The following is a 13,688-nucleotide window of genomic DNA, read 5'->3' as shown; positions in this document are numbered from 1 at the left end:
TGCAGGGCGTCGATCAGTGCCGCATCCAGTTGCAGCAGCGGTTCGCCGCCGGTGCAGACCACCAGCCGCTGTTCAAGCCCTTCCCCCCAGGCGGCTTCGACCGCATCCGCCAGTGCATCCGCCGTCTGGAAGCGACCGCCGCCCGGCCCGCTGGTGCCGACGAAATCGGTATCGCAGAAGGTGCATTGTGCAGCCGCCCTGTCCTCTTCGCGGCCTGACCAAAGGTTGCAGCCGGCAAAGCGCGTGAACACTGCCCGCATCCCCGTCTGCGCGCCTTCACCCTGCAGGGTCAGGAACAGTTCCTTGACTGCGTAGCTCATGCGTAGCGCGTGGGATCCGGCACGCCCGCCTCTCTGAAACCCTTGGCGCGCAGGCGGCAACTGTCGCAACAGCCGCAATGCAGACCGTCCGGCGTCGGGTCATAGCAGGACCATGTCAGCCCCATGTCCAGCCCGGCGGCGGCTGCGGCCTTGACGATCCCCGCCTTTGAAAGGTGCTGCAACGGAGTATGCACCCGATAGCGCGACTGCCCCTCGGTCCCGGCGCGGGTGGCGAGGTTTGCCATCGCCTCGAAGGCGGAAATAAACTCGGGCCGGCAGTCGGGATAGCCGGAATAATCCAGCGCATTGACGCCGATCAGCAGGTCTGCGCCGCCCGCCGCTTCGGCCCAGCCCAGCGCGACCGACAGGAAGATGGTGTTGCGCGCCGGAACATAGGTGATCGGAATTACGCCGTCCTGCACGCCGTCCTTGGGAACCGCGATATCCGACGTCAGCGCCGAACCGCCGAAACCCCTGAGGTCGAGCGGCAGCCGGATATGGCGTTCGACGCCATAGACACGCGCCAGCACATCGGCGGCATCAAGCTCGCAGCGGTGGCGCTGGTTATAGTCGATGGTCAGCGCCAGCACCCGCGCACCGGCGTTGCTGGCCAGCGCCAGACATGTCGCGCTATCCAGTCCGCCCGACAGCAGCAGCACGACGGGGCGGCCACGAAGTTCGGCAAATTCAGTCATGATCGCACCTTCCTAGACGCATGGGTGCGACATTGCTACGATTGCAAAGCATGGCCGGCGCTTCTAGGCCCGGCTGACCCGTTGACTGCACGAAAGGCGAGCGACGCCAGTGGTGGACTACAGCCAGATCTTCAAGGACGCCATCGGGCGCCTGCACGAGGAAGGGCGCTATCGCGTCTTCATCGACATTCTGCGCAACAAGGGCGGCTTCCCCAACGCCCGCTGCTTCGCCGGCCACAATGGCCCGAAGCCGATCACGGTATGGTGCTCGAACGATTATCTGGCGATGGGGCAGCACCCCAAGGTGATCGCCGCCATGGAAGAAGCGCTGCACGATGTGGGCGCAGGTTCGGGCGGCACGCGCAACATCGGCGGCAACACCCATTATCACCTCGACCTCGAAGCCGAACTGGCCGACCTGCACGACAAGGAAGGCGCGCTGCTGTTCACGTCGGGCTATGTCTCGAACGAGGCAACGCTGTCGACGCTGGGCAAGCTGCTGCCGGGCTGCATCATCTTCTCGGACGAGCTGAATCACGCCTCGATGATCGCCGGAATCCGCAACTCGGGCTGCGAACGGGTGATCTGGCGGCACAATGATCTTGCCCATCTGGAAGAGCTGCTGGCCGCCGCCGACCCCGGCCTGCCGAAGCTGATCGCCTTCGAAAGCGTCTATTCGATGGACGGCGACATCGCGCCTCTGCACGCCATCTGCGACCTGGCAGACAAATATGGCGCCCTCACCTACCTCGACGAAGTGCATGCGGTTGGCATGTATGGCGATCGCGGCGGCGGCGTGTCCGAACGCGACAAGGCAGCCGGCCGGATCACCATCATCGAGGGGACGCTCGGCAAGGCGTTCGGCGTCATGGGCGGCTATATCGCCGCCGACCAGACGATCATCGACTGCATCCGTTCCTATGCGCCGGGCTTCATCTTCACCACCTCGCTGTCGCCTGTGCTGGTGGCGGGCGTGCTGGCAAGCGTGCGCCACCTGAAGCAATCCGGAGAGGAGCGCGCCGCCCAGCAGGCGGCGGCAGCGACTCTGAAACAGATGCTGGCCGACGCCGACCTGCCGGTGATGCAGACGGTAAGCCATATCGTTCCGGTGATGGTGGGCTGCCCGATCAAGGCCAAGAAGATCAGCGACATCCTGCTGGCGGAATATGGCGTCTATGTGCAGCCGATCAATTTCCCGACGGTGCCGCGCGGAACCGAACGACTGCGCTTCACGCCGGGACCGGCGCACAGCCTGGAAATGATGCGCGATCTGGTTGCCGCCCTGTCGGAAATCTGGGACCGTCTGGAGATGCGCGCCGCCGCCTGATCCGGGCGGAACGGCCTGCATCGCGGGCGTTGGCGCTTGGCCTTCGCGCATATCTGGCGCATAGGGGCGCGGCGCCCCCGCAAGGGGTTGCGATTCACCTGACTGTCGGGACCGCGCCGCCGTGAAAATCGCCATCGCTTCGGATCATGCAGGCTATCCGCTGAAAGCCATCCTTGCCGACGACCTGCGTGCAGCGGGCCATGAAGTGGTCGATCTGGGTGCGAACGACGCCACCACCTCGGTCGATTATCCGGATTTCGGCCGCGCCTGCGCGCAGAAGGTCGCCTCGGGAGGGGCGGAACGCGGCGTAGTGGTCTGCGGATCGGGAATCGGTATCTCGATCGCTGCGAACCGTGTGGCGGGCGCCCGCTGCGCGCTGGTGCACGACAATCTGGCGGCCAGGCTTTCGCGCCAGCACAACGACGCCAACATGATTTCCTTCGGCGCCCGGCTGATCGGCGCCGAAACCGCGCGCGACGCCCTTCGCGCCTTCCTTGAAACCCCGTTCGAAGGCGGCCGCCACGCCGCCCGTGCCGCCAAGCTAGGATAGGACAGACATGAGCAGCAACCCCGCCCCCCGGCCCGCCAACGACAGCTTCTTCGGCGCCAGCCTCCTACAGGCCGACCCGGCCATCGCCGCCGCCGTTGCAGGCGAACTGGGCCGCCAGCAGGACCAGATCGAACTGATCGCATCGGAAAACATCGTCTCGAAGGCGGTGCTCGAAGCGCAAGGCTCGGTGTTCACCAACAAATATGCCGAGGGGTATCCGGGCAAGCGTTACTATCAGGGCTGCGAATGGTCGGACCGCGTCGAGCAACTGGCGATCGATCGTGCGCTGGAACTGTTCGGTTGCACCTATGCCAACGTGCAGCCGCATTCGGGCGCGCAGGCCAATGGCGCGGTGCTGCTGGCGCTGGTGAAGCCGGGTGAAACCGTCCTCGGCATGAGCCTCGATGCAGGCGGCCACCTGACGCACGGCGCAAAGGCCGCGCTTTCGGGCAAATGGTTCAACGCGGTGCAATATGGCGTCCGCGAAGATACCCACCTGATCGACTATGACGCCCTCGAACAACAGGCGCTGGACGTGCGCCCCAAGCTGCTGATCGCCGGCGGCTCGGCCTATCCGCGCATTCTGGATTTCGCCCGCATGCGCGCCATCGCCGACAAGGCGGGCGCCATCCTGCACGTCGACATGGCGCATTTCGCCGGGCTTGTGGCGGCCGGGCTGCACCCCTCGCCGCTGCCGCACGCGCATGTGACGACGACGACCACCCACAAGACTTTGCGCGGCCCGCGCGGCGGCATGATCCTTTCGAACGATCCGGAACTGGGCAAGAAGCTGAATTCGGCGGTGTTCCCCGGCCTGCAGGGCGGGCCGCTGATGCATGTGATCGCCGCCAAGGCCGTTGCCTTCGGCGAAGCGCTGACCCCCGAGTTCAAGGCCTATTCCCGCGCCGTGATCGACAATGCGCAGGCGCTGGCCGCCACGCTGAAAGCGCGCGGCTGCGATATCGTTGCCGGCGGCACCGATACCCACCTTGCCCTGATCGATCTGCGGCCAAAGGGCCTGACCGGCAAGGACGCCGACGAAGCGCTGGAGCGCAGCCGCATCACCTGCAACAAGAACGGCGTGCCGTTCGATCCGCTGCCGCCGACGCGCACCAGCGGCATCCGCGTGGGTTCGCCCGCCGGCACCACGCGCGGATTCGGCAAGGCCGAATTCGAAGCGATCGGCCACATGATCGCCGATGTGCTGGACGGGCTTGCAGCAAACGGCGCCGAAGGCAATGATGCAGTCGAAGCGGACGTGCGCGCACGCGTGAAGGCGCTGACCGCGCGCTTCCCGATCTACGGCTGAGCCGCACACCACGAGGGAGGGAGCAACACCATGACCAACCCCGGACAGGACGGGCCTGAACAGCAGGAGGATCAGGCATCGGGCCAATCCGCCGGCAAGGTGGAGAAGCTTGCCGACGAGGCGCTGGAAGCCGGACGCAAGCTGACCGAGTCGGAAACCGGCCGCAAGGTGGTCGGTGCCGCCGAAACGGTGTTCGACAAGGCCGAGGATCTGGCGAAGCAGGCGCTCGACAGCGACCTTGCCAGGACCGTCGGCGCCAAGGCAGGCGAACTCGCCGACAAGGTGCTGGACACCGACGCCGGCCGCAAGGCTGCCGACCGGGCGCGCGACCTTGGCCATCAGGCACTGGACAGCGACGCCGGAACCACCGCGAAAAAGCTCTGGGAGACGCCGCTTGGCCGCAATGTCGGCACCGGCGCAGCCGCCGGCGCAGTGCTGGGGCTGGTCATCCCGTTCGTCGGGCCATTGCTGGGGGCGGCTGCCGGGGGTGGCCTAGGCTATCTGCGGACGCTCGCCAAAAAGAACAAGCAAGGCTGATGCGCTGCCCGTTCTGCCACAACGACGACAGCCAGGTGAAGGACAGCCGCCCCACCGAGGACGGCAGCGCTATCCGGCGGCGTCGGCAGTGCCCCTCGTGCGGGGCGCGGTTCACCACCTTCGAACGGGTGCAGTTGCGCGAAATTGCAGTCGTCAAGAAAAGCGGCAAGAAAGAACCGTTCGACCGCGAGAAGCTGGCGCATTCGGTGATGATCGCCTGCCGCAAGCGCGAGATCGACAGCGATCGCATCGAACGCTTCGTGTCGGCCGTGCAGCGCCAGTTGGAAGCCATGGGCGAACCCGAAGTCGAGGCCGGGCAGATCGGCGCGCTGGTGATGCAGGGCCTCGAACGGCTTGACCCGGTTGCCTATGTACGCTTTGCCAGCGTCTACAAAGACTTCCGCGAAGCCCGCGATTTTGAAACCTTCGTCGGCGGACTGTCGGGGAAGGTGCTGAAAACCGACACCGGCACCTGAAGCACCGGCCTGCGGTTCCCCGCAGGCCGGGCAGGCCTCAGCGCGGCGCCAGATCGAATTCCATCGTAACGGTCGCCGACAGCCCGACCTCGCCTGCCTCGACCGGAGGCGCTTCGGCCATGGCCGCGCGCGACATCGCCTTCACCACCGGCATCGGCGGGCGCTGTTCAGCGCCCTCGCGGATCTCGGTGATACGGTCTACGCGAAGCCCTGCCGCCTGCGCATACAACTCTGCACGGGCACGGGCGGTTTTCACCGCTTCGACACGGGCCTTGTCCAGCAGCGGCTCAGGGTCTGCCACCCGGAAATCCGGTCCGTCGATCTGGTTTGCGCCTTCTTTCACCAGCGTGTCGATCACCCGCCCGGCGCCTGCGACATCGCGCAGCAGAACCTGCACCCGGTTCGACGCCTGAAATCCGGTCAGCACCGGCGGCTGGTTCTGTTCATAGCGATATTGCGGTTGCAGGTTCAGCCCGCTGGTCTGGATATCGCGCGCGGCAACACCCGCCTTTTTCAGCGCCGCGACCACGCGCACCATTTTTTCACTGTTGGCGGCCAGCGCTGCCTGCGCCTCGGCGGCCTGCGTGACGACGCCGGCGCCGATCGAAGCCATATCCGGCACTGCCTGCACCTCGTGCGTGGCGGTCAGCACCAGCCTTGCAGGTGCAGGTGCGGGCGTCGCCATCGCAGTCGATGCGGCAAGGCTGGCGGCCATCGCCGCTGCCATTCCGGCCTTCGTCATGGGCATTTTCTCCTGATGGGGAACGGGAACGGCCCGCTTCATGCCCCGCCAATGCTTGCCGCAGCATGAAGCGGGCCGAACGCCAGCGGATCAGGCAGACCGTCCTTTGATCATCCGGTAGAGCCAGAGAAGCAGCACGGCGCCAGCCGTTGCCAGCACGATGTTCCAGATGTTCCCGCCGGTCGAGAAGAACGGCAGGATATCCGCCAGAAATCCGCCGAGGATTCCGCCCGCGATCCCGATCAGGATGGTGATGATGATTCCTCCCGGTTCCCGCCCGGGCATGATCCAGCGCGCAAGCGCACCCGCGATCAGTCCGACGATGATCCAGCCAACGATACCATATTGCATGATTGTCGCTCCTCCCGTGAGGGGCGGGACGGAAAGCCGCTACCGGACATTCCATCAAGCCCGATCCTCGCGGCATAGCACGTATGACCGAATTGAAAAACCGTGTCATTTTTGCAAGGCGCCTTGCAAATTCGCGCGCGTTTCCTATCTCGCCCGGACTGTGCCCTTTTTCTTTGTGTATCCTGCGTGTAAAGGGCCGACGCTTACGATGGTGCCGTCAGTGCGCGGCGCCGGGTTAACATGCCCGCCTCGCTTTGAGGGGAGCGGACGGGCAGTCGGGGCTTTTCCATTCCGTGCGGCGTTCGGCCGGTGGAATTGGCATGCCTCAAACGAAACCAAGGCTGAAATGGCATGAACATGCACCTGTCCCCTCAAGATCCCGCAGTCCGTGCGCAGCTCGAAGAGGCCGAAACGACCGACGCGCAAAAGCGCCGCACCCGGCTGATCGTGATTCTGTCGCTGATCGGCGTTGCCCTGTTCATCGCCTTCCTCGTCTACAAGGCGCGGGCGCCCAAGCCCTCCACGCCGCCCGCCCCGCCGCCGACCGTCAGTGTGATCGTGCCCGGAACCAGCCTGGTTTCCGACCGGGTCAGCGCCGTCGGCAGCATTTCCGCCCGCCGCGACATGCCGGTCGGCGTGGTTGGTGATGGCGGCATGATTTCGTCCATTCGGGTCGAGGCCGGCCAGTATGTGAAACAGGGGCAGGTCCTCGCCGAGATCGACAGCGCCGTGCAGCGCGCGCAGTTGCAGCAGTTGCAGGCGGCCACCCAGCAGGCGCAGGCCGACGCGCGCCTTGCGCAATCCGAACTGGATCGCGCGCTCGCGCTGGTCGATCGCGGGTTCATCTCGAAGGCCGACATCGATCGCAAGACCGCTACGCGCGATTCCGCGAAAGCGCGGGTGGCCGTCGCACAGGCGCAGGTGCGCGAAATGCAGGAGCGGCTGAACCGCCTTGCGATCCGCGCGCCGGAAGCCGGGCTGGTGCTGGAACGCAAGGTCGAGCCGGGCCAGATCGTCTCGCCCGGCAGCGGCGCGCTGTACCGCATCGCCGCCGGCGGCCAGATGGAGCTTCGCGCCCTCATCGCCGAGCAGGACATGCCGGGGCTTTCCGTCGGCCAGAACGCAACAGTCACGCCCGTCGGCTCGAAAAATCTCTACACCGGCAAGCTGTGGCTTCTTGAACCGGTGATCGACCCGCAGACCCGGCAGGGAACCGCCCGTATCGCACTGCCCCAGGCGGGCGAACTGCGGGCCGGCGGCTTTGCCAACGTCTCGATCGATGGCGCGCAGGCGCAGCGCCCGCGGTTGCCGCAATCGGCGATCCTCGTCGATGCAAGCGGCAGCTATGTCCTCGTGGTCGGCGCGGACGATGTGGTGAAGCGCGTGCCTGTCACCACCGGCACGATCACCAAGCAGGGCGTGGTGGTCACGTCGGGCCTTACCGGCACGGAAAGGGTCGTGCAGTCGGCCGGCGCCTTCCTGAACCCCGGCGAGAAGGTGACGCCCAAGCTGCAGCCGACGACGCCCGCCGCAGCCCCCAAGGCCTGAGGAACGCCCGATGCGCAATCTTTCAAGCTGGGCGATCCGCAACCCGATCCCGCCGATCATGCTGTTCGTGCTGCTGACGGCCGTCGGCGCCATCAGCTTCTATCGGCTGAAGATCACCCAGATGCCCGACATTTCGGTGCCGATCGTCCGGGTCATCGTCAACCAGCCGGGCGGTTCGCCGACGGAAATCGAAACCCAGGTCACGCAGAAGATCGAGGGGGCGGTCGCCGGTATCGGCAACGTGAAGAACATCACCTCGATGGTGCAGGAAGGCATGAGCTTCACCATGGTGGAGTTCCAGCTTGGCACCCCGGTCGACCGCGCCGTCAACGACGTGCGCGACGCTGTCACCAAAACCCGGGCCAACCTGCCTGACGGCATCCTCGAACCGCAGGTCAGCCGGATGGACATCGACGAAAGCGGCGGCGCCATCGCCTATGTGGCGGTGAAGTCGACGTCGATGACGCTCGAACAGCTTAGCTGGTTCGTCGACAACACCATCACCAAACGCATGGTTTCGATCCCCGGCGTTGCGCAGGTGTCGCGCGCGGGCGGTGTGTCGCGCGAAATCCGGGTCGACCTCGACCCCGCGCGCATGCAGTCGTTCGGGATCACCGCCGCCCAGGTGAACAACCAGTTGCGGCAACTGAACGTCGACGCGCCCGGTGGCCGCGCCCAGATCGCCGGTTCGGAACAGGCACTCAGGGTGCTGGGCGGCGCGCGCACGGCGCAGCAACTGGCCGATACCCGCATCGCCATCAGCGGCGGCCGCGAAGTCCGCCTGTCGGACATCGCCGACGTCCGCGACGGCCAGACCGAGCAGCGGGCCATCACCCGCCTGAACGACCGGCAGGTGACAAGCTTCGGCGTCATGAAGGCCAAAGGCGCGTCGGACGTCGACGTCTATGACCGGATGAACGCCAAACTCGAGGACCTGAAGAAGGAATTTCCGGGCGTCGAGTTCCACGAGCTGTTCACGTCGGTCACCTACACCAAGCAGGAATATCACAGCGCCATGCAGGCCCTGTGGGAAGGCGCGCTGCTGGCTGTCATCGTGGTGTTCCTATTTCTGCGCGACTGGCGCGCCACCATCATCGCGGCGCTGGCCATTCCGCTGTCGGCCATCCCGACCTTCTGGTTCATGGATCTTCTGGGCTTCACGTTGAACACCATCAGCCTGCTGGCGCTAAGCCTGGTGGCCGGGATTCTGGTCGACGACGCCATCGTCGAGATCGAGAATATCGTGCGCCACATGCGCATGGGCAAATCGCCCTATCAGGCTGCGATCGACGCCGCCGACGAAATCGGACTCGCCGTCGTCGCCACCACCAGTTCGATCATCGCCGTGTTCCTGCCGGTCGCGTTCATGCCCGGCATTCCGGGGCAGTATTTCAAGCAGTTCGGGCTGACCGTCTCGATCTCTGTGTTCATTTCGCTGCTGGTTGCGCGGATGATCACACCGCTGGTTGCTGCCTATTTCCTGCGCCCTCACGGCGAACAGGCCTATGGCGACGGGCGGGTGATGCGCAGCTACATGCGCCTGCTGGCCTGGACCATCCACCGCGAGCCGCAAAAGCGCCACGGCAGCTTTGTGAAACGGGCGTGGGGCCAGATCGAAGCGCACGCGCGGCCGCTGTTGGTCGTCGGCGCGGGCATCGCTTCGTTTTTCCTCACGGTGTTTCTGTTCTCGCAGATGCCGACAGGTTTCCAGCCGGATGGCGACTATGGTTCATCGCATGTAGTGGTTGAACTGGCACCTGGATCGACCCTTGCCGACACCACCCATGCCGTCGATCAGGTCATCGCCATCCTGAACAAGCAGCCCGAAGTGCAGCAGGCGTTCCAGTCGATCGGCGACGACGACGACGTGCGCAAGGCGAACATCTATGTGAACCTGGTCGACGCGGGCGACCGCGACGTATCCACCAAAGAATTCGAGCGTCGTGTTGCGCCGCAACTGACGCAGATCGCCGATGCCCGCATCAACTTCTCGGCGATGGGCGGCGGCTTTGGCGGCCGCGACATCACCATCATGCTGGCCGGAGACGACCCCGAGCTGCTGGAAGAAAGCGCGCACAAGGTTGAAAAGGCGATGCAGCGCATGAAGGTGCTGCGCGACGCCAGGATCAACGGCGACATGGAACGCCCGGAAATCCTGATCCGCCCGAACTTCGATCTGGCGGCGCAGATGGGTGTGTCGGTGTCCACCCTGTCGCAGACTGTGCGCATCGCGACCATCGGCGACCTCGAACAGAATATGGCGAAATTCTCGCTGTCTGACCGGCAGGTGCCGATCCGCGTCAGCCTGAACGAAGGCGCGCGCACCAGCATGGATACGCTGGCCAACCTGCCGGTTCCAACCGCATCGGGCGGCAGCGTGCCGCTGAAGGCCGTGGCCGACATCCGGTTCGGCGCCGGGCCGACGAAGATCCGCCGCTACAACCAGTCGCGCCGCGTCACCATCGAGGCCGATCTGAACGGTGTCGAATTCGGCGACGCCATGAAGATGATCCGCAGTCTGCCGGAAATGAAAAATCTTCCGGCCGGTGTCGAGGAAGTGAAGTTCGGCCAGGCCGAGGTGATGGACGAGCTGGTTTCCGGCTTCGTCATGGCGATCGTGTCGGGAATCCTGCTGGTGTTCGCGGTGCTGGTGCTGCTCTATCGGCGGGTGCTGCCGCCGTTCGTCAACATGGGGTCGCTGCTGCTGGCGCCGCTCGGCGGGGCGATCGCGCTGATCCTTACCGGCAACGCCGTCACCATGCCGGTCTATATCGGCCTGCTGATGCTGATGGGCATCGTCGCCAAGAACTCGATCCTGCTGGTCGATTTCGCGATCGAGGAAATGCGCCACGGCGTCGATCGTGAAACCGCGATCCTCGATGCCGGCCACAAGCGCGCCCAGCCGATCGTGATGACGACCGTCGCCATGACGGCGGGCATGCTGCCGGTCGCGCTTGGCCTGCACGGCGACGCGAGCTTCCGCGCGCCGATGGCGATCGTGGTGATCGGCGGCCTTGCGCTGTCGACGGTGCTGACGCTGGTGATCGTGCCCGCAGCCTTTACCCTTGCCGACGATGTGGAACGCAAGATGGGCCCGTGGCTGGGCCGCATGTTCACCAACGGCGGCGAAGCTGCTAGTGCAGAAGGAACGCCAACTGTTCCGGGGCCGAAAGCTGCCGAGTGACCAACCAGCCGTCAGCCTGACCGAGCGCTCGATGCAGGCGATCCGCCTGCGCCGCGTTGCCAGCGGGCTGTTGCTGGTGATGGCGCTGCTGCTGCTGTTTTCGCATTGGGCGATCGATGCGCTGCATCCGGGGTTCGTCTGGGTGCGCGCCTTCGCCGAGGCGGCGCTGGTGGGTGGCCTTGCCGACTGGTTCGCCGTCACCGCGCTGTTCCGCTATCCGATGGGCCTGCCGATCCCGCACACGGCGATCATCCCCCGTTCCAAAGACCGGATCGGCGAGGCGCTGGCCAGCTTCCTGAAGGACAATTTCCTGACGCCGCGCAACGTCGCACGGCGGCTGGATGGCTTCGATGCGGCAAACGCGATCGCTGGTGTGCTGGAACGCCCGGCTTCGGGCGGGCGGGTGCGCCGCAGCCTGATGCAACTGGCCGACCAGCTATCGGCAACGCCCGCCGCGCAATCGCTGTTCGCCAAGCTGAAGGAGGGCGCGCTTTCCCGCCTGCGCGAGATGGAAGTGTCGCCGCTGCTGGGCCGGATGCTGGCGGCGCTGATTGCCGATGGTCGCCACCGGCCGGTGATCGATGAACTGATCCGCTGGGCCGACCGCACGCTGGACAGCCAGGAAGGGCTGATCCGCGCCATGGTCGAGGAACGCACGAGCTGGATGCTGCGGCTGGTGAACGTCGACCAGAAGATCGCCGACGAACTGGTGTCGGGCCTGCGCGGGCTGATCACCGATCTGGCGGCCGACCCCGATCACCCGGTACGTGAAAAGGCCGAAACCGCGCTGGCGAACCTTGCGTTCGATTTGCAGCACATGCCGGACACCCGCCGCAAGGTGGAACGGGCCAAGCGAGAACTGCTGGCGAACCCCGCCGTCGCCGACTGGCTGGAAGGGATCGGCGGCCAGATGCAGCAGGGCCTTGCCAGGATGCTGGCCGGAGACGGGCCATCGAAGCTGGGCGATGCGGCAGCGCAGGCCCTGCGCGAAGACCCGGCGCTGGCGCAGGAAGTGAACCAGCTTGCGCGGCGCGCCATCATCGGCATCGTCGCCGACCATGGTTCGGCGATCGTGGCGCTGGTTTCCGACACGGTGAAGGGATGGGACGCCGCCACCGTGACCGACAAGCTGGAAGGCGCCGTTCTGCGCGACCTGCAATATATCCGCCTGAACGGCACGCTGATCGGCGGGCTGATCGGGCTGGCAATCCACACCGTGGTCACGATGCTGCATTTCTGACTTGCCCATTCAACCGAACCGCTGCTGAATAGCCGGCGGAGGGACGCGATGAAGGGATCGAGCGAGCTGGTGGATCTTGGCAACGGGCTTTGGGCCTATGTCCAGGATGATGGAAGCTGGGGCTGGTCGAATGCCGGGCTGATTACCGCCGATGGTGAATCCGCACTGGTCGACACCCTGTTCGACGAAAAGCTGACCGACACCATGCTGCGTGCGATGGAAGCCGCAAGCGGCGTGCGGCGCGCCGATATCGCAACGGTTGTGAACACGCACGCCAATGGCGACCACACCCATGGCAACGCGCTCTTGGAAAACGCCGAGATCGTGGCGAGCGAGGCCAGCGCCCACGAGATGGAAGCCTTGCAGCCGGCGATGCTGGCGCAGATGAAGGCGGCAGGGGCCACCGGCGCTCTGGGCGAGGCCGGGCGCTATTTCGCCGAGATTTTCCAGCCGTTCGATTTTGCCGGCGTGCGCCACCGCCCGCCCACTCGCACCTTCAGCGGCACGGCGGCGCTCGATGTCGGCGCGCTAAGGGTCGAGCTGCTGGAAGTCGGGCCGGCGCATACCGCCGGCGACGTGCTGGTGCATGTGCCGCAGGCCGGCGCCATCTTCACCGGCGACATCCTGTTCATCGAAGGAACGCCGATCGTCTGGGCCGGGCCGTTGTCGAACTGGATCGCCGCCTGCGACCTGATCGAACAGTTGGCGCCAACGCATATCGTGCCCGGCCACGGCCCGCTGACCGACCTTTCCGGCGTCCGCGAGGTGGCGGACTATCTGCGCCACATCGACGAGGAAGCAACCGCCCGCTTCGAAGCCGGAATGGGGCCGGAGGAAGCGGCGCTTGATATGGCGGCGTCGGGCGGCATGGCGCGCTACGCAAACTGGCGGGATTCCGAACGCATCGCAGTGAACGTGGACACCGCATGGCGGCACTGGAGCGGGACCACGGGCCAGCCCGACGTGCTGGCGCTGTTCGGGCGGATGGCCAGAATTTACTTCGACCGGCGCTAGCGCGAACAGGCGCGAACGCGGCCAGATCGTGCCATTAACCAATTCCCCACTTGATTTTCGGCAATATTCGTGCCAGATTTCCGGTTCTGCCTGTTGGGGTGGCAGGGATTCCATTTCCACAACAGAAAGATCGCTGATTCTTCACCGGTATTCGCCGGTGTGGGGTTTGTTGTACACATGCGTGACAGGGGTTGGTCAAATGACATATCTTGCAAAGGCGGCCGCATTGGCCGGGGGCATCTTGCTGTTTTCATCCGCAGCTTCGGCGGCGGTGGCGACGAACTTTGAAAACTGCGACACGGCTGGCGTGTTCAAGGCGCCGTTCACCTACATCGCCTGCTCGGGCGGGTACGACAAGAACGTGCTGAACAACAGCCAAAACGGCATCGACACCC

The 13,688-nt window shown here is 65.4% G+C and carries 13 protein-coding genes; 9 read left to right on the top strand and 4 right to left on the bottom strand.

The genetic code is table 11. The features are described from left to right. Both AC16JP_RS11170 and queC read right to left on the bottom strand, forming a co-directional pair. Positions 1–320 (bottom strand): radical SAM family protein (locus AC16JP_RS11170; protein WP_484340692.1); only part of this gene is annotated, 320 nt, incomplete at its 3' end. After that, complete coding sequence (gene queC, locus AC16JP_RS11165) at positions 317–1,015, bottom strand: 7-cyano-7-deazaguanine synthase QueC (RefSeq protein WP_484340691.1); 699 nt, start codon at positions 1,013–1,015, stop codon at positions 317–319. The genes AC16JP_RS11170 and queC, both read right to left, overlap by 4 nt. A 112-nt stretch (positions 1,016–1,127) precedes the next feature. Between queC and hemA the strand changes: the two genes are divergently transcribed. From hemA to nrdR, 5 genes are all read left to right on the top strand, one after another. Next, complete coding sequence (gene hemA / locus AC16JP_RS11160; RefSeq protein WP_484340693.1) at positions 1,128–2,342, top strand: 5-aminolevulinate synthase; 1,215 nt, start codon at positions 1,128–1,130, stop codon at positions 2,340–2,342. Between the two features lie 121 nt (positions 2,343–2,463). Then, the gene (gene rpiB, locus AC16JP_RS11155) at positions 2,464–2,892 is read left to right on the top strand and encodes a ribose 5-phosphate isomerase B (protein ID WP_484340690.1); all 429 of its coding nucleotides are present in this window, start codon (positions 2,464–2,466) and stop codon (positions 2,890–2,892) included. A 7-nt stretch (positions 2,893–2,899) separates the two neighbouring features. Beyond that, complete coding sequence (gene glyA, locus AC16JP_RS11150) at positions 2,900–4,201, top strand: serine hydroxymethyltransferase (protein ID WP_484340689.1); 1,302 nt, start codon at positions 2,900–2,902, stop codon at positions 4,199–4,201. Between the two features lie 30 nt (positions 4,202–4,231). Further along, positions 4,232–4,738: a hypothetical protein gene (locus tag AC16JP_RS11145; protein WP_484340688.1), complete on the top strand. Its 507-nt coding sequence runs from the start codon at positions 4,232–4,234 to the stop codon at positions 4,736–4,738. Continuing rightward, positions 4,738–5,214 carry a transcriptional regulator NrdR gene (gene nrdR, locus AC16JP_RS11140; RefSeq protein WP_484340687.1) on the top strand — a complete coding sequence of 159 codons (477 nt, stop codon included), beginning with the start codon at positions 4,738–4,740 and terminating at the stop codon, positions 5,212–5,214. Before AC16JP_RS11145 ends, nrdR begins: the two co-directional genes overlap by 1 nt. 37 nt (positions 5,215–5,251) lie before the next feature. Here nrdR and AC16JP_RS11135 read toward each other — a convergent pair whose 3' ends face one another. Beyond that, a complete protein-coding gene (locus tag AC16JP_RS11135) occupies positions 5,252–5,956 on the bottom strand; it encodes an SIMPL domain-containing protein (protein WP_484340686.1) in 705 nt (234 codons plus the stop codon). A gap of 90 nt (positions 5,957–6,046) precedes the next feature. After that, positions 6,047–6,307, bottom strand: coding sequence for a GlsB/YeaQ/YmgE family stress response membrane protein (locus tag AC16JP_RS11130; RefSeq protein WP_484340685.1), 261 nt, complete (start codon positions 6,305–6,307; stop codon positions 6,047–6,049). Between the two features lie 357 nt (positions 6,308–6,664). Between AC16JP_RS11130 and AC16JP_RS11125 the strand changes: the two genes are divergently transcribed. From AC16JP_RS11125 to AC16JP_RS11110, 4 genes are read left to right on the top strand one after another with little or no spacing between them, the layout of a single operon-like run. Next, a complete protein-coding gene (locus AC16JP_RS11125; RefSeq protein ID WP_484340684.1) occupies positions 6,665–7,855 on the top strand; it encodes an efflux RND transporter periplasmic adaptor subunit in 1,191 nt (396 codons plus the stop codon). Between the two features lie 10 nt (positions 7,856–7,865). Then, positions 7,866–11,039 carry an efflux RND transporter permease subunit gene (locus tag AC16JP_RS11120; RefSeq protein ID WP_484340683.1) on the top strand — a complete coding sequence of 1,058 codons (3,174 nt, stop codon included), beginning with the start codon at positions 7,866–7,868 and terminating at the stop codon, positions 11,037–11,039. Beyond that, complete coding sequence (locus tag AC16JP_RS11115; RefSeq protein WP_484340682.1) at positions 10,993–12,279, top strand: DUF445 domain-containing protein; 1,287 nt, start codon at positions 10,993–10,995, stop codon at positions 12,277–12,279. The genes AC16JP_RS11120 and AC16JP_RS11115 overlap by 47 nt, the downstream gene beginning before the upstream one ends. A 48-nt stretch (positions 12,280–12,327) precedes the next feature. Then, positions 12,328–13,293, top strand: coding sequence for an MBL fold metallo-hydrolase (locus tag AC16JP_RS11110; protein ID WP_484340681.1), 966 nt, complete (start codon positions 12,328–12,330; stop codon positions 13,291–13,293). The last annotated feature ends 395 nt before the right edge of the window (positions 13,294–13,688 follow it).

The organism is Sandaracinobacteroides sp., from assembly GCF_057137845.1.
The sequence above is the reverse complement of the archived record's forward strand: the minus strand, read 5'-3'. Positions and strand labels throughout refer to the sequence as shown.

Excerpts from the sequence above, each read along its gene's own strand:
- AC16JP_RS11110 (WP_484340681.1), top strand. The coding sequence starts at position 12,328 with ATGAAGGGATCGAGCGAGCTGGTGGATCTTGGCAACGGGCTTTGGGCC.
- AC16JP_RS11130 (WP_484340685.1), bottom strand. The coding sequence starts at position 6,307 with ATGCAATATGGTATCGTTGGCTGGATCATCGTCGGACTGATCGCGGGT.
- AC16JP_RS11120 (WP_484340683.1), top strand. The coding sequence starts at position 7,866 with ATGCGCAATCTTTCAAGCTGGGCGATCCGCAACCCGATCCCGCCGATC.
- AC16JP_RS11145 (WP_484340688.1), top strand. The coding sequence starts at position 4,232 with ATGACCAACCCCGGACAGGACGGGCCTGAACAGCAGGAGGATCAGGCA.
- queC (WP_484340691.1), bottom strand. The coding sequence starts at position 1,015 with ATGACTGAATTTGCCGAACTTCGTGGCCGCCCCGTCGTGCTGCTGCTG.
- AC16JP_RS11135 (WP_484340686.1), bottom strand. The coding sequence starts at position 5,956 with ATGACGAAGGCCGGAATGGCAGCGGCGATGGCCGCCAGCCTTGCCGCA.
- nrdR (WP_484340687.1), top strand. The coding sequence starts at position 4,738 with ATGCGCTGCCCGTTCTGCCACAACGACGACAGCCAGGTGAAGGACAGC.
- glyA (WP_484340689.1), top strand. The coding sequence starts at position 2,900 with ATGAGCAGCAACCCCGCCCCCCGGCCCGCCAACGACAGCTTCTTCGGC.
- AC16JP_RS11125 (WP_484340684.1), top strand. The coding sequence starts at position 6,665 with ATGCACCTGTCCCCTCAAGATCCCGCAGTCCGTGCGCAGCTCGAAGAG.